The sequence below is a fragment of the Prevotellamassilia timonensis genome, from assembly GCF_021531665.1.
Taxonomy (GTDB): Bacteria; Bacteroidota; Bacteroidia; order Bacteroidales; family Bacteroidaceae; genus Alloprevotella.
The window spans coordinates 1-20,378 of the sequence record NZ_JADYUH010000053.1; the positions used below are offsets into that span (position 1 = coordinate 1).

Below are 20,378 nucleotides of genomic sequence, written 5' to 3' on the forward strand. Positions count from 1 at the left end.
GCACCCATAGTTTTCACTATAAAAATACCCCTCTCATTGAGAATGCAACGCAATCTTAAATGAAAGAGCCGTGCCACACAAAGCAAAGTGCGGGTGTAGAGTCCGCTTTTCTTGTCTTTTTTACAGCGCTTTTCTTGGGCATTCTCATTGGAAACCCTATTTTTGCTTGGCAATCCAAATGAATCATGGGAATACGTTCAATGTCTATTGGTCAAGCTGCCATCGTCAATCGCGAGGGCACGTTCCGGATGGGAAACGATTTGCTCATAGTAGATAGTTTCTCCGTGAACGAGATGAAGGATGGACCGACGCAGCTCGGTTTTCTGCTGCTTTGCTTTTGCAAGTCGGGAGAAGTTTCTTTCACGCTGGGTGGTGTCCGTCGGACGATGAAAAAGGGAGATTTGTTGGTCGGGCTCGGTGGTCAGGTGTTCAAAGAACTCTCCGCTTCGTCCGACTTTGAGGCGACAGTAGTCATGATGTCCCGTTCCTATGCCCAAGACTGCATCATCGGGTTGAGTTATCTTTGGCCTTATCTTCTCTATGTCATGTCCAACCCCGTGGTCAGTTTGAACGAAGAAGAGCAGTTGTGGATTATGGACTGCTATCAGTTGTTGCGGCGCAGGCTCGGTCGCGATGCGGGGCTCTACTTGCGCGAGACCGTGGTCGCTTTGACGCGCGCTTTCTATTTTGAAATATGTTCTCTTCTTGACAAGCGTGCTCACATGTCAAATTCTCCGACGAAACGAAGAGCCTATGCCATCTTTGACCGCTTCATTCATTTGGCGTCGCAGCATTTCAGAACGGAGCGCACGGTCGAGTGGTACAGCAGCGAGATGTGTCTGACACCCAAACACCTCTCCGAGATGGTGAAGATGGTGAGCGGGCGAACCGCAGGGCAGTGGCTGACGACCATGGTCATGATTGAAACAAAGACGCTGCTGCAGGACACGCAGTATTCCATCAAAGAGATTGCGCAGATGATGAATTTCCAGAACCAGAGTTTTCTCGGGAAATATTTTAAGAATATTGAAGGTATTTCCCCTTCAGATTTCAGAAAATTGCACGGAATCGATTGAGGCAGATTCCGTGCAATTTTTTAGGGGTGTTCTATAAATTACGGGATAAGGAACGTCCAAAAGAAAGTGCTTACGTTTTGGTCGCTTTTCGTTTCTTAGCGCGCCCTTTAGTTCGTTTTTTTGTGTTTCAGCAGCATTGGTGTGGCGTCACCGCGGTTCTCAACGTGCGAGACTGATGATTTTTTCTTTGCATTGTTCCATCAGCCATTTCGGAGTGGAGGTTGCTCCGCAGATGCCAATGCTTCGGACGTTCTGCAGCCATTCATTTTGAATCGCGTCGGGCGTGTCGGTGAGGTAGGAGCGAGGATTCACCTCGCGGCATGCTTCAAAAAGAACGCGTCCGTTGGAACTTTTGAGTCCGCAGACAAAGATGATGGCGTCGTGGCGCGAGGCAAATTCCTTGATGTTGGGCAGTCGGTTTGCCACTTGGCGGCAGATGGTGTCGAAATAGCGGAAGCGAGCGGGTGGCTGGATGTGGGTGGTGATGTGTTCCACGATGCGTTGGAACCCTTGCAGCGACTTGGTCGTTTGAGAGAACAAGGCGGTGTCGCGGGTGAAGTCCAGACGCGCAGCCTCTTCCACGCCTTCGATGACAATCGCTTCGCCGTCAGTCTGTCCCACGAGTCCGAGCACTTCGGCGTGTCCTCGTTTGCCGTAAATCACGATTTGTGGGCGCGGCACTTCGTCATAGACTTTTTTGATGCGTCGTTGCAGTTGCAGCACCACGGGGCAGGTGGCGTCGATGAGGCTGATTCCTCGTTCTTCTGCGATTTGATAGGTCGTTGGCGGTTCGCCGTGAGCACGGAGCAGAACCTTTGAGCCGACGGGCAGGGTGGCGAGGTCTTTGTGACCGATGGTCTCCAGTCCCAGACGTCGCAGTCGTTCGCATTCCATGCCGTTGTGGACGATGTCGCCCAGGCAGAAGAGAGAGTGTGTCTTCGCCAGTTCGCTCTCCGCTTTGCTGATGGCGGTGGTGACGCCGAAGCAGAAACCGGAGGAGTCTTCAATTTCGATGAGTACGGTGGGGGAAGTAGAGTCAGACATGGGGAGAGGTTTGGACTTGAGGATGAGTGTTTTAAGGGGTGTTCTATAAAATATGGGATAAGAACCTATTTTTTCGTCTCTCCCTTAAACTCCACGGGCACGGTGATTTTGACCGGTGTCGGCTGTCCGACTTCGTCGTGCCCCGGTGTCCATTTCGGGAGACTCTTTAGGGCGGCGATGATGGAGCGGCGTATTCTTGGGTCAAAGCAGTCAGTGATTTCGAAGTCGGTGGCATAGCCGTCGGTGTCAACGATTAAGGAGACGGTGACGATGCGGCTTTTCCCTTGCTTGCGGGTTTGGGAGGGATAGATGATGCGTTCGTTGAGCCACTGCATGAAGGCTTTCAGTCCTCCCGGGAATTCCGGCATCTGTTTCACTGCCTCCGTGGGCACGATTTTCTGTTTCGCCATGGGAAGTTCCTCATCGTGAATGCCGGTGGTGTCAATGATGGGAGTGACAATGACCTCTTTGTCGGCGTCAAACGCCACGGCACCGTCAAATCCGATGACAGTTTCTTTCGGTGTGTCCTCCACGATGACCGGTGCGGAGCTTGTGGCGCCGGGTGTGATGACGCGGGAGGGGAGCATGCGGGCAGTGGATTGGAATTTCACCTCGTAGCCGTCCTTCAAGTCCTCATATTTCAGCTTCGCCAGTTCCTTGCTTGCGTCCTTCAGAGCCAGTGCGACTTGGTAGCGTTCATAGATGGCATAGGCGGTGTAGGTGACGGAGAGCACGAGCGTCAGTGTCAGCACGACAGCCAGTGCGCGGGCATAGCGTTTCCCCGTGCGCTGTCGGATGCGATAGGCACCATAGTCTCGGTTGCGTCCTTCAAAGACGAGGTCGCACCATCCTTTGGATGTCAGATGAGATTGAGACACGGGAGAGGGTGAATGAAGATTGATGTCGTTTTTGACGAGCAAAAGTAGCGAAGCGGCGGGGGAGGACAAAATTATTATACAAATTTTATACCTTATCTCCCCGAATCAAGAACGTGTCTTCTCAAATCAAAGGGCAAGGTGCGCCACAGGAGAGTGTCGCACCTTGCTTGAACGTTTTGAGGATTGTTCTGAAAATCTTGAAATATCTGTGGTTTCAGTCAGTGCGCTCAGCTCACCTTGTTCAACTTCTTGATGATGGAGAAGATGAAGAGTGCAGCCACGACGCAGATGGCGGCGAGGACACCCCAGACGATGGTGAGGTCCATGCCCCAGAGATAGCCTGGGATTTGCACGAGGAAGTTTCCGAGTGCGGTGGAGACGAACCAGGCACCCATCATCATTCCTTTGTATTTCGGAGGAGCCACCTTGCTGACGAAGGAAATGCCGATGGGGCTCAGGAGGAGTTCGGCGAAGGTCAGAACGAGGTAGGTGCTGACGAGAAGGTTCGGGGTGACGTTTGCCATGTGGTCGTTCACGCCGTTAGTGTAGGTCGGCACGGGAAGTCCGATGGAGCCGGCAATCATGAGGAGATAGGCGCAGGCAGCGACGAGCATACCGAGACCAATCTTGACCGGTGCTTTGGGTTCTTTGCCTTTCTTGCCGAGCCAGCCGAAGAGCGCGATGCTGACGGGAGTGAGCATCACCACGAAGCAGGCGTTGAACTGCTGGAAGATGGGTGCGCTGATGGAGATGGACTCGGGAAGTTGCTGATAGTTCCAATAGAGATAGGCTGCGGGGGCAAGGATGAGGGCTGCGCCGGAGAGTTTTCCTTTGGCTTCTTTGCTTTGGAAGAGGGCGAAGGCACCGAAGACCATGAAGATGGCAGCCACGAGGTTGGTCACGTCAAACATCATGGCTTGCACGCCGGAGGAAGAAGTGGCGGTGTAGTCACGCGCAAAGAAGGTGAGGGTGAGACCATTCTGGTGGAACGCCATCCAGAAGAAGACCACGACTGCCATGACGAGGATGAGGCAGGTGATGCGTTCGCGGGTCTCGGTGGGAGAGAGTTCTTCGGCTTGCGGTTCGTTGGTGGCGGCAGCGTCTTTCTTCTTGGTGGTTGTGATGACCTGGCGGAAGGTGCCCATGCCGAGATAGTAGATGGCGATGGAGAAGATGAGGGAGGCACATGCCACGGCAAAGGCGTAGTGATAGGAGTCTGCTTCGCTCACGCCGAAGGTTTCCTGTGACCATTTCATGATTTCGATGGCGGCGGTGGGAGCGAACATGGCGCCGATGTTGATGGCCATGTAGAAGAGGCTGAAGCCGCTGTCGCGTTTGTCAGCATAGCGCGGGTCGTTGTAGAGGTCGCCCACCATGACCTGCAGGTTTCCTTTGAAGAGGCCTGTTCCCAGACTGACGAAAAGCAGCGAGGCTGCCATGACGATGATGGCAAGCGTGTTGGCGCCGAGCGGCAGCGCCAGCAGGACGTAGCCCACGAACATCACGAAGATGCCGATGGTCACCATCTTGCTGTAGCCGAACTTGTCAGCCAGCATACCTCCGAAGAGGGGCAGGAAATAGACCAGCATGAGGAAACTGGAGAAAATCGTACTCGTCAACTTCTCGTCAAAGTGGAAGTTGGCTTGGAGGAAGAGGGTGAAGACGGCCAGCATGGTGTAGTAGCCGAAACGCTCGCCAGTGTTGGCTAACGCGAGAGCCCAAAGGCCCCTGGGTTGTCCTTCAAACATAGTGTAAAATGGTTTTGGTTATTGATGAATAATGATTTTGATGCGGGGAAGTATTTGGGAGTTATATATAATAAGGTATATAGGAAATAGGAAACGGCGCGGCAGGCGTCGTCAGTCGTGGCTTTTGCCGGCGCTCTCCAGTTCTTTCTTGAGGAACGGTGCGGTTTGTCCGATTCCGGCGGCGACCATTTCTTCGGGTGTGCCCGTGAAGACCACCTCTCCGCCGCCGCGTCCGCCTTCCGGTCCCATCTCAATCAGGTGGTCTGCCACCTTGATGACGTCAAGGTTGTGTTCAATGACGATGACCGTGTTGCCGCGTTCCACGAGTTTCTGGAGCACGTCCATGAGGACGCGGATGTCTTCGAAGTGCAGTCCCGTGGTCGGTTCGTCAAGGATGTAGAGCGTACTGCCCGTGTCGCGCTTGGCGAGTTCCGTGGCGAGTTTCACGCGCTGGCTTTCTCCGCCCGAGAGGGTGGTGCAGGACTGTCCGACTTTAATGTAGCCCAGTCCGACTTCCTGAAGCACTTTGATTTTGTGGAGGATGTGGGGCACGTGTTCGAAGAACTCCACGGCTTGGTTGATGGTCATGTCCAGCACGTCGGCGATGCTCTTTCCTTTGAAGCGCACCTCCAGAGTCTCGTGGTTGTAGCGCTTGCCGTGGCAGGCTTCGCAGGGCACGAACACATCGGGCAGGAAGTTCATTTCGATGGTTTTGTAGCCGTTCCCTTTGCAGACCTCACAGCGTCCGCCTTTCACGTTGAAGGAGAAGCGTCCCGGTTTGTAGCCCCTCATCTTTGACTCTGCGAGGTTCACGAACAGCGAGCGGATGTCGGCAAAGACGCCGGTGTAGGTGGCAGGATTGGAGCGCGGCGTCCGTCCGATGGGGCTTTGATCAACTGCCACCACTTTGTCGATGTGTTCGATGCCCTTCAGTTCTTGGTAGGGCTGGGGTTCTTTGAGGGAGCGATAGAAACGCTGTGAGAGAATGGGCAGCAGGGTCTCGTTGATGAGTGTGGATTTTCCGCTGCCCGAGACGCCGGTCACGCAGATGAGCGTGCCGAGCGGGAAGTCCACGGTGGCGTTTTTCAGGTTGTTGCCTGTGGCGCCGACGAGTGTCAGTTTCTTTCCGCTCCCTTGGCGTCGGGTGGGAGGGATGGCAATGGTCTTTTTGCCGTTCAGATAGGCAGCCGTCAGCGTGTCGCGTTGCAGCATCTCTTCCGGCGTGCCTTGAAAAACGACTTCTCCGCCGAAGCGTCCGGCTCGCGGTCCCATATCGACCACATAGTCTGCCGCCAGCATCATGTCTTTGTCGTGCTCCACGACAATCACCGTGTTGCCGATGTCACGCAGTTCCTTCAGCGAGCGGATGAGTCGGCAGTTGTCGCGCTGGTGGAGTCCGATGCTCGGTTCGTCGAGGATGTAGAGTACGTTCACGAGTTGGCTGCCGATTTGCGTGGCGAGGCGGATGCGTTGGCTTTCTCCGCCCGAGAGGGAGAAGCTGGGTCGGTTCAAGGAAAGGTAGTCCAGTCCGACGTCCAGCAGGAAGCGCAGTCGGGTGAGGAGTTCTTTCAGAATCTCGTGGGCGATGGCGCGGTTTTTGGTTTGCAGCCTTTCTTCGACGTGGCTGAGCCAGTCGTGGAGTTCGGAGATGTCCATGCCGGCGAGTTCCGCAATGTTCTTTCCGTCAATCCGGTAGCTCAGCGCTTCCCGGTTCAGTCGCGCTCCGTGGCAGACGGGACACGTCGTGGTTTTTGAGAACTGCTCCGCCCAGCGTTGTGCGGCAGCCGACATCTCAGCGTCTGCCATTTGTTGCACATATTTCGTCAGACCGTCGAAATCGACGTAGTAGTCATCCGTGGTGTGTGCCACGTCTGCCGGAATGCGGAGCTTGTCGGCGCGTCCGTTGAAGATTTCGTCCATCGCTTCCTCGGGAATTTCTCCGATGGGTGTGGTGAGGGTGCAGTCATAGTCGCGAAGCACCGCTTCGATTTCCCAAAAGATGAGTGCGTTGCGATATTTCCCCAAAGGAGCGAGACCGCCCGCTTTGACGGAGAGGCCGGCGTCGGTAATCACTTTCTCGCGGTCCATGACGCTGACATATCCTAGCCCTTTGCACTTCGGGCAGGCGCCTTGGGCGGAGTTGAAGGAGAAGTTGTGGGGTGCGGGTTCGCGATAGGAGAGTCCCGTCGTGGGGCACATCAGCTGTTTGGAATAGTAGCGCGCCTTGTTGTCGGCGGCGTCCAGAATCATCATCAGTCCGCTGCCCTGTTGCAGCGTTTGCGTGACGCTGCGGCGGAGGCGTTCCTCGTCCTTGCTTTTCACGGCAAGTTTGTCAACCACGACTTCAATGTCATGGTTTTTGTAGCGGTCCACCTTCATGTCTCTGACGACCTCTCGCAGTGCTCCATCGACGCGCACGGTCAGAAAGCCTTTGCGGCGCACGGTTTCGAAGAGTTCTTTGTAGTGTCCCTTGCGGTTTCTGACGAGCGGCGCAAGGAGATAGACCTTGTGCCCTTCATATTGCTGAAGGATGAGTTCAACGATTTTCTCTTCGGTGTATTTCACCATCTTCTCTCCCGTCTCGTAGGAGTAGGCGTCGGCTGCGCGGGCGTAGAGGAGACGCAGGAAGTCATAGATTTCCGTCACCGTTCCCACCGTGGAGCGCGGGTTGCGGTTGGTGGTTTTTTGTTCGATGCTGATGACGGGGCTGAGTCCTGTGATTTTGTCCACGTCGGGTCGTTCGAGGTTGTCGAGGAAGTTGCGAGCGTAGGCTGAGAAGGTCTCGATGTAGCGTCGCTGCCCCTCGGCGTAGAGGGTGTCGAAGGCGAGTGAACTTTTCCCCGAACCGCTGAGCCCGGTGATGACGCTGAGGCTGTAGCGCGGCAGCGTCACGTCCACGTTTTTGAGGTTGTGAACGCGTGCGCCGTAGATTTCAATTTTTTGTTCGGGAGAAGACATATATATATGGTGTGCGGCAGAGCCGTTTTTTCGAGTGGGCGTTGGCTTTGGTGTTTCGGTTTTTCTCTCTGTGAATGCTCATAGAGGCTTCATCAAAGTCTCATTGGTGGAGAGCATGAAGGTTGGAGTCCGCCTTGGTGAGGCTTTTCTGCGGTCAGTTGGTGGCTGCGCCGGAGGATTCGGAGAAGCCGCGCAGGAGGTTGATGACTTTCTTTATTTGATAGTTTCTTCCGTCTGCCCCTTGTGCCTGCACGTTGAGGTAGTAGGCGCCGTCCGGCACGTTGTGTCCGCCGCTCGTGCCGTCCCATCCGCCTTCCAGGTCAGTCCATTCGTAGATTTTCTTGCCCCAGCGGCTGAAGACGGCGGCTTTGAAGGAGATGATGCTCTTGTAGCCTTCCTTCACCTTGAACACATCGTTGATACCGTCCCCGTTGGGCGTGAAGGCGTTGGGCAGTTCCAGTTTGGATTCGGCGAAGGTGAGAGTGAACGGTTCGTCCATCTCGTCCCATTCAATCACGTCGTCGCCTTTGGTGAACGTGATGAGTAGTCGCACTTGGAACGTGCCGGACTCGCTGAAGTGATATTCAGTGTTCTCTTCAAAGCGGGTCAGGAAGGGCTCCGCTTCGCCGACCTTGGTGAACTGCCATTCGTAGCGGACTTCATAGTCGCCGAGATTCATGGGGCGTGCCTCAAAACGCACGTCAAGCGGGGCATCGCCGTCAAACGAACTTTCCTCCACCCGCTCGCCGTCGGTGTTGGTGTAAATCATGGCGGGCTCGGCTGAAGGGAAGATATTCTGCGCTGCGAGTGGCAGCAGGCACTGAAGCGCAAGGCAGAGGAAGGTGACGAAAAGGGAACGTTTCATGCGGAAGATGATTTGGGGTGGGAGAGGGATGAAGGAACGAACCCGTGTGATTCGTTGCCTGCATCACAAATCTGTGCAAAGTTAGTGAGTTTTGTGTAATTACCGACGCAAACCGCTCGCTTTCCTCCCTTTTCGCTCTTGAGGGTGGCGTGGCTCGGTGAGGAAATCGCATAGAGAACCTTTCTTCCGGACGCCAAACTTTCACCGGAAAGCGTCTCTTGTCCCCACTTTGAGAATGTTAAAAAACGGTTTTCACATTTCGCCCCGAAAATCGTCCTTTCGGGAAGGTGACTGAACAGAAATTAACAATCGTCCATTCTTCCCAAACCCCCGTCCACAAAGGGTTTCTCGGCAGGAAAAACATGTTGGGCGACATAAAAAAGAACCTCCTCACCGAAGTCTTAAAATCATGCACCGGAAACGTTAAAGTGGTGATTTGTAGATAGAAAGATTTTGCCGGAAGGCAGAAAATGCCTACCTTTGCACCCGCAAACCTCACGAGGAGAGAGGCAACCCGCCCGACATTCCGCTGCGTCGGTTTCGTCTTGACGGTTGTTGCACGCCTTCAGCAACGAGAAAGCAACCTTTCTCACCGCTCCATCAGCAAGCGCTCGCGCCACGCTGACCTTCGGACGCTTCGCCGTCCATCGGGCACTCTCATCCCACCGCCGGATATGCACACTCGTCTGTCCGCTGACACTTCCCGGCGAGCCACGCAGCATGGCTAAGCTCCGCGTCACTCGCCCCGATGGATTACCCGGCGGTCCTCGTGAAAAATCAAACACAATGCAAATCAAAAAGAACATTTTCCTCTTAGCAACACTCATCTTCTTCACCTTCGCCGACACAGCATTTGCTCAGCAGGCTGACGGCAAAGCCTCTTATTATGGCAACTCTCTCCACGGACGTCGCACCAGCGACGGTTCGCGCTATCACAAAGACAGTCTCACCTGTGCACACCGCACGCTTCCTTTCGGAACCATGCTGAAAGTGCGCAACGTCAAAAACGGAAAAGAAGTCATTGTCAAGGTGACTGACCGCGGACCTTTCTGCAAAGGACGTGTTGTGGACCTTTCCATGGCTGCCGCCAAAGAACTCGGCATGGTTGCCTCCGGCGTAGTCCCCGTTCAGGTGGAAAACATAGGTCACATCAACGATGCCAACATCGGAGAAATCATCGCACAGCATCGTCTGCCGGAAAGCAAATTCATTGACCCCGCCACAGGCGAGTCCTACACCATGGAAGAATGGCAGAAGCGCAGCGTCGCCGCTCAGCAGCCGCGCTACAAGGTGCTGCGGGACAAACTCACTGCAAAATCCGCCACACCGAAAAAGAAATAAGTATCGGCGTGAGACAGCGTCTCACCGAAACATAAGCGGATAGACTTTCCTGACTGTGTCCTTCTCACCGGACGCAGTCTTTTTTTTGTTTAGGGCGATTCACACCTGCCCTCCTCTTCTCCCTCGTCAGAAATGCGTAACTTCGCATCGCAAAACTTGTTTTTCATCTCATGACCATTCTCGTTTTCACTCTCATCCTCCTGCTGGCTGCCTATTGCGCCGGTTTGCTCGGTTCGCTGACCGGACTGGGCGGCGGGGTCGTCATCATTCCCGTCCTCACCCTCGGCTTCGGCGTCGATTTTCACTATGCCATCGGTGCAGCGCTCGTCTCCAGCATTGCCACCTCCAGCGGCTCCGGCAGTGCCTACGTCAAGGAGGGCATGACCAACGTGCGTCTCGGCATGTTTCTTGAAATCGCCACTTCCATCGGTGCTGTCTGCGGCGCCGCAGTTGCCATCTATCTGAACAACAACATCATCGCGGTCATCTATGGTTGCGTTCTCCTGCTGACTGCAGCGATGCAGCAACGAAGAAAGAGCGACCACGATGGTGTGAAAGGTTCGGAAATGGCGCGCCGCCTCCGACTCTACGGTACTTTTCCGCAAAAGGACGGCTCACTGAAGCGCTATGAACTGCGCCACGTCGGCGGAGGTTTCAGTGTGATGTATGTCGCCGGCGTCTTGAGCGGTATTCTCGGCATAGGCTCCGGCGTTTTGAAGGTGCTGGCGATGGACGCCATGATGAAAGTGCCTTTCAAGGTGAGCACCACGACTTCAAATTTCATGATGGGCGTCACTGCCTGTGCTTCCGCCGTGATTTACGTGCAGCGCGGCATCATTGAACCGGGCTTGGCTTGCCCCGTCATGATTGGCGTTCTGCTTGGCGCACTGACCGGCGCACGTCTGCTGAAACAAATGAACGTGAAGGTGTTGCGCCAAATCTTCTGCGTAGCCATCACCCTTGTTGCCCTCAACATGATTTGGCAGGGCATGGCGGGACAGTATTGACGGCATTTCCTCTCCACGAAAGCTCATGAATGGAATCATTAAGAGTTTCATGAAAAACAACGGCGAAATCTAAAGGAGCAAAAACTGAAACACAAATCGGCGCACAGCGCCCAACCTTATGACCATACAAGACCTCATTGCCCGCACACTTCGCATCGGCGTCACCGTCGCTTGCGTCATCGCCTTCATTGGCGGCATCATCTATTTGGTGAATCACGGTAGCGAACCCTTTGAACTTGAGCGCTATCTTCACTTCAGCTATTCTGACCCACATTCTCCCGCTTTCACCACGGTGGGCGGCATCTTCGACGGTTTTCTCGGTTTCACCGCCGTCGGTTGGATTCAGATGGGCGTGTTGGTGCTCATCCTCACTCCCGTGATGCGCGTGCTGCTTTCCATGTTTGACTTCCTTCGGGAGCGTGATTGGCTCTATGCCCTCATCTGCGCCGTCGTGCTGGCGGTCATCATCAGTAACTCGCTCGAAGGAATGGCTTAAGGGGTGTTCTATAAATTTAGTTGATTCCATAAGTTATAGAAAACCCCTATAAAGACGCTGCGTGCAAAACCTAAGTACTTTCTTTTGAACGCTCCTTTATTTCATATGTTATAGTACGCACCAAAAGAACACCTTCTTGGATTCATCCTGTTCAGAACAACCCTACACTGTGCCTACACAAAAAGTGCGGCACAGTTTTTTTGTGACTTTCCGTGTGCAATTCTCGTTCCTGTCAGCCTTGGCGATGCTTTTTCCTTAGGGTTTGTCATTCTGGTTCGTTTTCCGGTTAGCAATATTTCTTTTGCGCACCAAAAAAAGAGGCTGCATCATTTCGATGCAGCCTCCCTTTGCTATTGTTTGTCTCGTGGCGGCGGAGCGCCGTTTCGGAGAGATTGTCATGTCATTATTCCAACCAGTGAGTGATTTGGAAGGAGTCAAGGTTTGCACCGAAGGAACCGGCGCTGACAACATACTGAACGCCAAAGTAGATGGTGTTCTTTTCCTCGTCAAACACGGCAGTGTGACCTGCTTCGTCAATGGGAATCAGCTTGGCAGTGACATCACCGTATTGTGAGTGGTTGTAACCGGTGGGATAGCTTGCAGCGGTGGTGATTTCGTTGGTTTCGCGATTCCACTTGAAGTTCAGATAGTAACCGCTCGAAATCCAGTTGCCGATGCGATAGTCATCTTGGATTTCAGAGTACTGGAGGGTGCTGTTCCAAGATCCGTCGAAGAGCCATGCAGTGTAAACACCGTAGCACACCGTCTTGTAGTCGGTTTTGGAGATGTTGATGGTGATGAAGTTCTGGCTGTTGGGGTTGTATTCGTTGCACTGAAGTTGCAAAGTGAGCTGGTACTTCTTGAAGAGTTCCATGTTCTCTTTGAAACCGATGGTGACTTTGGCACGTGATTCACCTTCTTCAAAGCTAACGCTGGTCGGAATCTCAAAGCATTCTTTGTGAAGACCGGTAGCGATGAGGTTCACGGTCTCAGCCTTGTCAGTTTCGGCGCGAACCACGGTCACAGAAACAGATTGATCTTCCATAGTGAGGTCAGCGGAAACGGCTGTTCCTTCGGCAAACTTCATGGAACTGGTTTCATTGGGTGCGCCGGCGGGAGTGTATTCGAAGTCGTCGGAGCAGGCAGTCAGAGCGAGCAGACCTGCCACGAGCAGTGAACTGAGTTTGAATGTCTTTTTCATTTTGAAATAGGATTTTAATGTGGAGGGGTGTTCGATGGTTGAGTGTTCAAGCAGGGAACACCGCTATTCCTGTGTCGTCCTTTTTTATTTGCCCCACTCTTTCACAGTGCCGGTGGGGTCGGGGTTGTTGTAACCGCGAACGCCTTCGTTGTTGTTGGCTTCGGTGCGAACGATGCAGTAGTTCATCCATGCGGGGCGACCCAAGGTGTTGAAGCGGGTGCCGTCGTAGAAGTTAGTGCCGGGATAACCACGGGTGATGCCGAGGTCAAGACGTTTGATGTCGAAGAAGGAGAGACCTTCACCCCAGAGTTCCACGCGCTTCTGGAAGACGATTTCTTCCACCACGTCATCCTTGCTGGTGGCGGTGCAGGTGTACTCAGGGTCGCGATAGGTCTGCATGAAGTCGCTGACGAGCTGGGCGCCGCGGGCGGGTTCCTGATGGGCAGCAGCTTCGGCTTCGATGAAGTACATTTCTTCCACACGCATCAAAGGATAGCTGGTGGCGCTACCGATGGTGTGGGTGTCGATGTTGCCTTGAGCGGGACGGAACTTGAGGGCAGTGTAGTCAGGAAGATATTTCTTGCAAGCTGCTTCGGTTCCGGGGATGTAGCGGTTCTTGTCGGCGATGAAAGAGCCGGCGGGAGCCTGGAACTCATATTTGCGGAAGTCAGTGTCGCTGATGCGGTCATACATGGCGCGGTCAATCATGCAGACGGGCATTCCTTCGTCTATGGAGGCGTAACCATAGGTCGTCTGGTTGGACATGTGGGAAACCCAGTTGATGATGCCGGTTTGAACGAGATTGTCTTCAGAGGTGAGGGTGGAACCCAGCATCCACTTGGAGATGTCGTTGAAACCAACGGTCGGGTCGAGGCATTCGTCTTCGGTCATGGGTCTGCCGCCGAATTCGTCGATGGCTTTGCGAGCATACTCTTCAGCCTTGGGATAGTTCTCGAGCCACATGTAGTAGCGAGCCTTCAGACCATAAACCACGGCGAGGTCGGGGCGAGAGTTGTTGGCGTCGTCGGTGAGATAGGGAGTGCAGGCTTCGGCTTTGTCGAGGTCGCTCAGGATGAACTCAGCCATTTCTTCGCGAGTGGCGCGGGGGTTGTTGCGGCACTCTGCTTCGGTGGTCTTGTCGGTCACGATGGGCACGGTGAGGTGCAGCACGTCGTTGCCGTCTGCGTTGATGTTGGAAGTACCGGCGCAGGGGAGGTACTCATAGAGGCGGGCAAGGTCAAGATATGCCAAGGCGCGGAAAGCGTAGGCTGCGCCGAGGAAACCCTTCTGCTCGTCGGTGGCATTTTCAATGTCGGTGGAACCGATGGCGACGTTGGTGGTGTTCACCAAACCGTAGTAGTAGTTCCAGATGTACTGGCTATACACGTAACTGTCACCCTGGTAGCGGTTTTCTTCCCAACGCCACCACTGGTCGTAGTCGGACTCAGCCACGGCGAGGTCTGCGGTCTGACGGTCGCGGATGCACATCATGGCACCGTAGGCGAATGTCCAGTGACCGTAGCCTGCCCAAGAAGAACTGTAGTTGTTGAAATAGGCGGCAATACCGTTCACCGCACCTTCAATGGCGGCGGATGAAGCTTCCACCTGTTCCTGGGTGGCATCGCTGGTGGGCATGGTCTCGTCAGCACAACTGCTGAGCGAAACGGTTGCCACGGCAGCCATTCCCAGTCCGAAAATATACTTATTGATATTTTTCATTTTGTTTCTGAATGAGGGTTAGGTATTAAAGCGTAATCGTGATACCGCCGGAGATGGTGCGGATGGGACGATAGTAAGCCTGGCTGGTAGAACCGCTGATGCTCTGACGGGGGTCGAGACCTTTGCGCTTGGACCAGGTGTAGAGGTTGTCACCCACCACATAGAAGCGAATCTTTTCAGCACCGATGGCGTTTGTCCACTTCTTGGGAAGTGTGTAGCCGAGGGTGATGTTGCTCAGAGTGAGGTAGGAAGCGTTGGTCAGGAAGCGGTCGGAGCTGGAAGCAGTGGCATCGTCCTTGTATTGAATGCGGGGGATGTTGCTGTTCGGGTTCTCCGTGCTCCAAGCAGCGAGCTGGTCAACGTGCATGGCTTGACCGCGGCTGAGACCCATGAGTTGCTGATAGCTGCTGTCATAAACGAGACCGCCAATCTGATACTGGAAGTCCACGCTCAGGTCAAGACCTTTCCACTGGAAGCTCGTGCCGAAGCCGCCGTAGAAGTCGGGGAGCACGTCGCCGCAGAGGTAGTCGGAAGCGTTACCATACTGGTCGGTGGTGGTGATGGTGGTCACCTGGTTGCCTTGGTCGTCGGTGGTGGTGACGTTCTGATAGTAGAGAGCCTTACCGGTTTCGGGATCAACACCTGCATACTTCTTGCCGAACCAAGTGTAGCGAGACATGCCTTCGGTGTAGAAGAAGCTGCCGCTGCTGTAACCGTCGTGACCGTCCACGGTCATGGTCTTGCGTTCATCGGGAAGTTTGGTGATTTCGTTGTGGTTGCTGGTGATGTTGCCATAGAGCGTCCAGGTCAAATCCTTCGTGCGGAACACATCGCCGCGGAGTTCGATTTCCACACCGTTGTTGCGCATGTTGCCGATGTTGGCATAGTAGCCGGTGAAACCGAAGGAAGCGGGCAAGGGGAACCAAGAGAGCATGTCGTAGGTGTTGTTGGAGTAGTACTCAACGCTACCGGTCAGACGGTCGCCGAAGATTCCGAAGTCCACACCGACGTTGAACTTGCCGTTCTTTTCCCAAGTGATGTCCTTGTTACCCATGGTGATGGGAACGATGGAAACTTGGTTGTTGTTGTTCACAATCTTGTAGGTGTTGGTGTAGAGGTAAGAGTCAATGTTGTCGTTACCGTTTTCACCATAAGAAGCCTTGAGCTTCAAGTAGTCAATCCAAGAAACGTTGAACCACTTCTCTTTGTTGATGAGCCAGCCGGCGCCGACGCTCCAGAAGTTACCCCAGCGGTTGTCGGGGTGGAACATGGAGGAAGCTTCGCGAACGTAGCTCAAAGAGAGGAAGTAGGTGTCATCGTAGTTGTACTGAGCACGACCCAGCCAGGACTCGGTGTTGTAGTCCGTGGTGTAGGAGCTTGCAGAACCCATCACAACTGCGCCGTCGAGTTCGTCGTTGGCGGGAGAGTACTGGTTGCTCTTGTCTGCGCTGAGAGCATAGCCATAGATGCGATAGCCTTCGTGAGCGACCATAGCGTCCACATTGTGCTTGCCGAAGCTCTTGCTCCAGTCGAGACGCTGCTGGTAGTTGGTGCTCCAGTTGCGGCTGTGGGTCTTATAAACCTGACCACCGAGGTCGGCGTATTGGCCGTAGAAGGAGTTGGTGGTGGTGGTGTTGCGAGTTTCGCGGAGATATACGTTGTTGATGGAGGTGAACTTGAAGCCGAGGGGCAGTTTCACTTCAAACGTACCGGTACCGTTGAAGGTGTTGCCTTCGTGGTTGCGAACGTCAAGCAGAGCGGAGCTGACGGGGTTGGCTTGAGACATGAAAGGACGGCTCAAACCGATGGCACCGTCACCGTAGTCGTAGCGGTTGACGCCTGCCACGTGGTCATAGATGATGTTACCCTGCTCGTCACGAATGAACATCGGGTAAATCGGAGCCATGGCAACCATGGCGAACATGTTGCCGGAGCTGCCGGAGGAACCGTCGTCGCCGAGGTCGTTGTAGTTGAAGTGAGAGTAAGCCATGTTCACACCGACTTTCAACCAGCTCTTCAACTGCTGGTCTGCCTTCAAACGTGCGCTGAAACGCTTGTAGTCGGAAGCCACGGTGATACCCTCGTTGTCAAGGTAGTTGGCAGAAGCGTAGAAAGAACCGCGTTCGTTCGCGCTCTGGGCAGTCACGGTGTATTCCTGACGAAGACCGTTGCCGTAAGTCTCATCTTCCCAGTCATCGGGGAGAAGGAGGTAGTTCTGACCGTTGTAGCTGTGGATGCGGCCGAGAGTGGCGTTGGGGTTGAGTTTGCCGTTCGTACCAATCATCACTTCGCCCTGGGGCACGGTGTAAACGTTGTAACCGAGACCGTAGTTGCCGTTGATGAGGTTGGCGTTTGCCCACTGCCATGCCTTCTGAGCGTCGTAGCCCATGCCGTTCAAGCCGTAGTTGTAGAGCCCCTTGTACCACATTTCGTAGTATGCTGCGGGGTTCTTGATGGTTTCATAGTCTTCCACAGCCTTGGAGTTGGAACCCCACTTGGCGTCGAAAGTAATCTTGGCACCGTCGCCCTGCTTTGCCTTCTTGGTGGTGATGAGGATGACACCGTTACCACCGCGAGCACCGTAGAGAGAGGTGGAGGAAGCGTCTTTGAGGACGGTCATGCTTTCCACGTCGGCAGGGTTGATGTCGTTGAGGCTGCCGTCGTAGGGAGAACCATCGACAACGAGCAAAGGATTGCTGCCCGCGTTGATGGAGTTCACACCACGGATGCGGATCGTCGGGGTTGAACCCGGCTGACCGGAGGCGGTGTTAATCTGAATACCGGAAGCCTTACCTTTCAAAGCATCCACGGCATTCGTCACCTGAACCTTACCAATCTCACCGGCATCCACGATGGCGGCAGAACCGGTAAAGGTGGCTTTCTTCTGCGTACCGTAAGCCACTACCATGGCTTCTTCGAGCACGTTGTCGTTGTCCTTCATCACAACTTTCACGTTGTTGCTGATGGACACACTCTGTGATTCCTTACCAACGTAAGTGATCAACAGTTTCTTCGCTGAGGACGGAACATTCTGCAAAATGAACTTACCGTCTGCGTCGGTCGGAGCAACGAGCTTAGAACCTTCCACGCGCACGCTGGCACCTACCACCGGCTCGCCTTGGGCATCTACAACCCGTCCCGTTACGCGCTTCTGAGCTGAGGCTGTTGCAATCGTCAGCAACAAACCGGCTCCCAAGAGCACTAACTTTTTGTTCATAAATTAAACCATTATATTAAACATTGTGTGTGTTGCCTATCACCGAAATCCTTCCGCAAACTGCTGCATACACTTACATAAAAGCAGTGCAGCGAACAACAAACTCCCAAAAAAGAACTTGTTCCTCAAGAGGAGACGGTTGCAAAAGGAATATGTCAGTTTAGCCTAGTTTCTTTGAACGCGTAAACTCACAGACTTCGGGCAGAATGGCTTGACAGTGAGAAAGTACCATCTAAAAACGGTGGTCAATGCTGAAGCAACAACCGTCGCCCGAATCGTCCGGAGCTAATGCGGACAATACTATACTTTGAACCGCAAAAGTAGAGTATTATCTTTATTCCGCAAAATTTATCATTTGTTTTAAGTCCAAAATTTAACTTTAAAGCCTGTTTTATCGTTATTTTGGTAGTTATAGCTTCCATTTTCGTATCAAAAAGCACGAAAAAACGCCCCGAAACTGTTTATTCGTTCCAATTCCAGCCCTTCCGCCTTTCTTTCCTTAAGTTGCCAATTTGAATATTAACGTAATACCCAAAAGTTAATGGGTGTTCAACTCCCTCGCTCCCCTGTCCGTCTTCTTTGTTTCGTTGTTCGGTTTTCTCTCGTTGCTCTGTCCGGCTCTCTTTGTTCCGTTATCCGGCTTCTTTGTTTCGTTGTTCGGCTCTCTCGCTCCCCCCTGTACGGCTTCTTTGTTTCGTTGTCCGACTCTCTCGCTCCCCTCTGTACGGCTTCTTTGTTTCGTTGTCCGACTCCCTCGCTTGATTCGTCTTGTTCTCTTTCTCGCGCGCGTACCATACATATACTACCTCTTTTCTATATGGGAGATAAATCCGGTCGAGTCGCTTCCTTGATTTCGTGGAGAAAAGCTTTTCCACACCCAACGCCCTTTTTCGGTTTTAACACTTCTTGCTTTTGGCGATGAAAAGTATTATATTTGTATAGAGATATGGGAGGAGCCTCGGCTCCCCCCTTTTTTCGTCACTTTCCCTTTAAAAACGGCGATTTTAGGAGCGCACCCGGGAAAAATTTGCCTTCCTCTAATTTTAATTTGCCTTCCTCAAATTTTTCTTTCCCTTCCTCTAAGTAAAACTAAGCGCCGAGTAGGCAAAATCAGGAGGCGATAAGTGTTCCCGGAAGTTAAAAATGTTAATGTCTAATCGCCGAAAAAACGCTCAAAATTGTTGTTTTTTCGGCGCCCTCCTTCTTCTTTCTTCTCCAAGAATGCTCATGAATGGGTTCATCACGGCGGCTTTCATTTTGTTTTGGAAACACGAATTGTTTTTGGGAACACGAATTGATTGTTTGAACAAGGATTGAACAAGGATTGAACAAGGATTGAACAAGGATTGAACAAGAATTGTTCATGAATTGTTCACGATTTGTTCAGAAATTAATGAGACGTTTAATGAGACAATTAATGGGCATTAATGGAGAAACATTTCTTGCTGGGAGCGCACCTAAGGAAAACTAGGAGCGCACCCGGCTAAAACTAGGAGCGCACCCAGTTAAAACTAGGAGCGCACCCAGTTAAAACTAGGAGCGCACCTAAGAAAAACTAGGAGCGCACCCAGTTAAAACTAGGAGCGCACCCGGTTAAAATTAGCCTTCCAGCCCGTTGGCAGCAAGACTATCTTAGCCTGGAAGGCTATACTGTGAGTAACCTCGGGCTGCAGCCCGGGGTTAGTAGGCTGCAAGGAAAGATTAGCCTGGAGGGCTATACGCCCGCGAAGACGGCGGCGGGAGCCGCAGCGCCGAAGGCGCACGCTGTCTTGCTGCAGCGACAGCGCCGAAGTAAGGTGGCACAGGTGCGTCCCCGTTGTGGGGCAGAGTAACGTTTTTCTCTAGCCGCCATACTCTTCAAGGGACTTTCTTGGTTTTTTCTTTTCTCATCGACACAGGTCCCCTTGAAGAGCAAAAATGTAGGATGAAAACCGCATTTTTGCATATTTCCGCCCAATCCTACATTTATATTTTTTGCTTCCCCACAACCCTACCTACTTCGCCGCAAAACCCTACACAGTGAAGGGTTTTATGTAGGATTTGCAGACCAAACCCTACACACCAAACCCGTCTGATTATCAAACTTTAAGCCCCAACTGTGTAGGGTTTGGAGGAAATGTATGTACCCTTGAAAAACGTATAGGCATGAAAGGTGAAATCGCGCGCCTCGCGCGCGGTTCCTTTTTATATTTTTCTGCCGTCTTCCTTTTTTCGTGCAAAGTGGCACAAATTTTGCTTCCTTTGCGCCCCCTTGAAGTCTCGGCGTCGCGAAAAATGCTTTGACTTTGGGACGAACCTGCACCGTGAAAGTCTATGGTGCGAACCGTTCAGACGTTCCCCCTCGCGACCCTTCAACGCGTCTTCCTCGCGCGCGTACTTTTATATATAATACGTTGCCTCCCCATTTTGCCAGTTTAGCCCTCCTCTCATTTGTTCGACCCTTCTCCGCGCCGCCCCTTCTCCACGCCAACCCTCGCTCTGCCTTCGCTCCATCCGCCCCATCCGTGCGATTCGTGTTCAAAAGAAAATCATTCGTGTTCAAAGGATTTTTTTGAGCGATTCGTGCGCAAACAGCCCCTCAAAACTGTCACCTGTGCTTTACAAACTGCGCACCAAACCTTCCGCAATCCCCCTCAAAAGCAGAAAAACGCAGATTTTCTCAAATTTTTTGAGTCAAAGTCTTGCACGGTTCAGAAAGTCGCCGTACTTTTGCACTCGCTGACGGAAAAAACGGGGATGCCCGTGAGTTCCGAGAGACAGCAAAAGTTCTTTGAAAAGATTCCATAAACCTATTTGTAGAGAAGTACAGGAGACTGGGTAACTCAGAA

Annotated in this window: 11 protein-coding genes and 1 pseudogene; 4 read left to right on the forward strand and 8 right to left on the reverse strand. The window is 53.0% G+C overall.

Annotation, left to right across the window (positions count from 1 at the left end; genetic code table 11):
• Positions 1-185 precede the first annotated feature (185 nt).
• A complete protein-coding gene (locus tag I6E40_RS08575) occupies positions 186-1,076 on the forward strand; it encodes a helix-turn-helix domain-containing protein (protein WP_235386627.1) in 891 nt (296 codons plus the stop codon).
• 159 nt (positions 1,077-1,235) lie between these two features.
• Here the strand turns inward: I6E40_RS08575 and I6E40_RS08580 are convergent, their stop codons facing one another.
• The 5 genes from I6E40_RS08580 to I6E40_RS08600 form a co-directional block, all read right to left on the reverse strand.
• Positions 1,236-2,120, reverse strand: a complete 885-nt coding sequence (locus tag I6E40_RS08580; protein WP_235386628.1) for a 4-hydroxy-3-methylbut-2-enyl diphosphate reductase — start codon at positions 2,118-2,120, stop codon at positions 1,236-1,238.
• A gap of 65 nt (positions 2,121-2,185) precedes the next feature.
• Positions 2,186-3,067, reverse strand: coding sequence for an energy transducer TonB (locus tag I6E40_RS08585; protein ID WP_235386629.1), 882 nt, complete (start codon positions 3,065-3,067; stop codon positions 2,186-2,188).
• A 158-nt stretch (positions 3,068-3,225) separates the two neighbouring features.
• Positions 3,226-4,746 (reverse strand): peptide MFS transporter, encoded by a 1,521-nt coding sequence (locus tag I6E40_RS08590; protein WP_235386630.1) that lies wholly within the window; start codon positions 4,744-4,746, stop codon positions 3,226-3,228.
• Positions 4,747-4,857: 111 nt separating this feature from the next.
• Positions 4,858-7,704 carry an excinuclease ABC subunit UvrA gene (uvrA, locus tag I6E40_RS08595; protein WP_235386631.1) on the reverse strand — a complete coding sequence of 949 codons (2,847 nt, stop codon included), beginning with the start codon at positions 7,702-7,704 and terminating at the stop codon, positions 4,858-4,860.
• A gap of 154 nt (positions 7,705-7,858) precedes the next feature.
• Complete coding sequence (locus I6E40_RS08600; RefSeq protein ID WP_235386632.1) at positions 7,859-8,569, reverse strand: gliding motility-associated C-terminal domain-containing protein; 711 nt, start codon at positions 8,567-8,569, stop codon at positions 7,859-7,861.
• Positions 8,570-9,355: 786 nt separating this feature from the next.
• Between I6E40_RS08600 and I6E40_RS11095 the strand changes: the two are divergent.
• The 3 genes and pseudogenes from I6E40_RS11095 to I6E40_RS08615 all read left to right on the forward strand — a co-directional run.
• Positions 9,356-9,706: pseudogene (locus tag I6E40_RS11095) on the forward strand (septal ring lytic transglycosylase RlpA family protein); the annotation flags it as partial.
• Positions 9,707-10,080: 374 nt separating this feature from the next.
• The gene (locus I6E40_RS08610) at positions 10,081-10,917 is read left to right on the forward strand and encodes a sulfite exporter TauE/SafE family protein (RefSeq protein WP_235386633.1); all 837 of its coding nucleotides are present in this window, start codon (positions 10,081-10,083) and stop codon (positions 10,915-10,917) included.
• A 118-nt stretch (positions 10,918-11,035) separates the two neighbouring features.
• A complete protein-coding gene (locus I6E40_RS08615; protein WP_235386634.1) occupies positions 11,036-11,413 on the forward strand; it encodes a DUF1634 domain-containing protein in 378 nt (125 codons plus the stop codon).
• 403 nt (positions 11,414-11,816) lie between these two features.
• On the opposite strand, the gene I6E40_RS08620 is transcribed toward I6E40_RS08615, so the two are convergent.
• From I6E40_RS08620 to I6E40_RS08630, 3 genes are all read right to left on the reverse strand, one after another.
• Positions 11,817-12,614, reverse strand: a complete 798-nt coding sequence (locus I6E40_RS08620) for a hypothetical protein (protein WP_235386635.1) — start codon at positions 12,612-12,614, stop codon at positions 11,817-11,819.
• An 84-nt stretch (positions 12,615-12,698) separates the two neighbouring features.
• Entirely contained in the window at positions 12,699-14,333 is a 1,635-nt protein-coding gene (locus I6E40_RS08625) for a RagB/SusD family nutrient uptake outer membrane protein (RefSeq protein WP_235386636.1), read from the reverse strand.
• A 25-nt stretch (positions 14,334-14,358) separates the two neighbouring features.
• Positions 14,359-17,550: a SusC/RagA family TonB-linked outer membrane protein gene (locus I6E40_RS08630; protein WP_235386637.1), complete on the reverse strand. Its 3,192-nt coding sequence runs from the start codon at positions 17,548-17,550 to the stop codon at positions 14,359-14,361.
• Positions 17,551-20,378 lie beyond the last annotated feature (2,828 nt).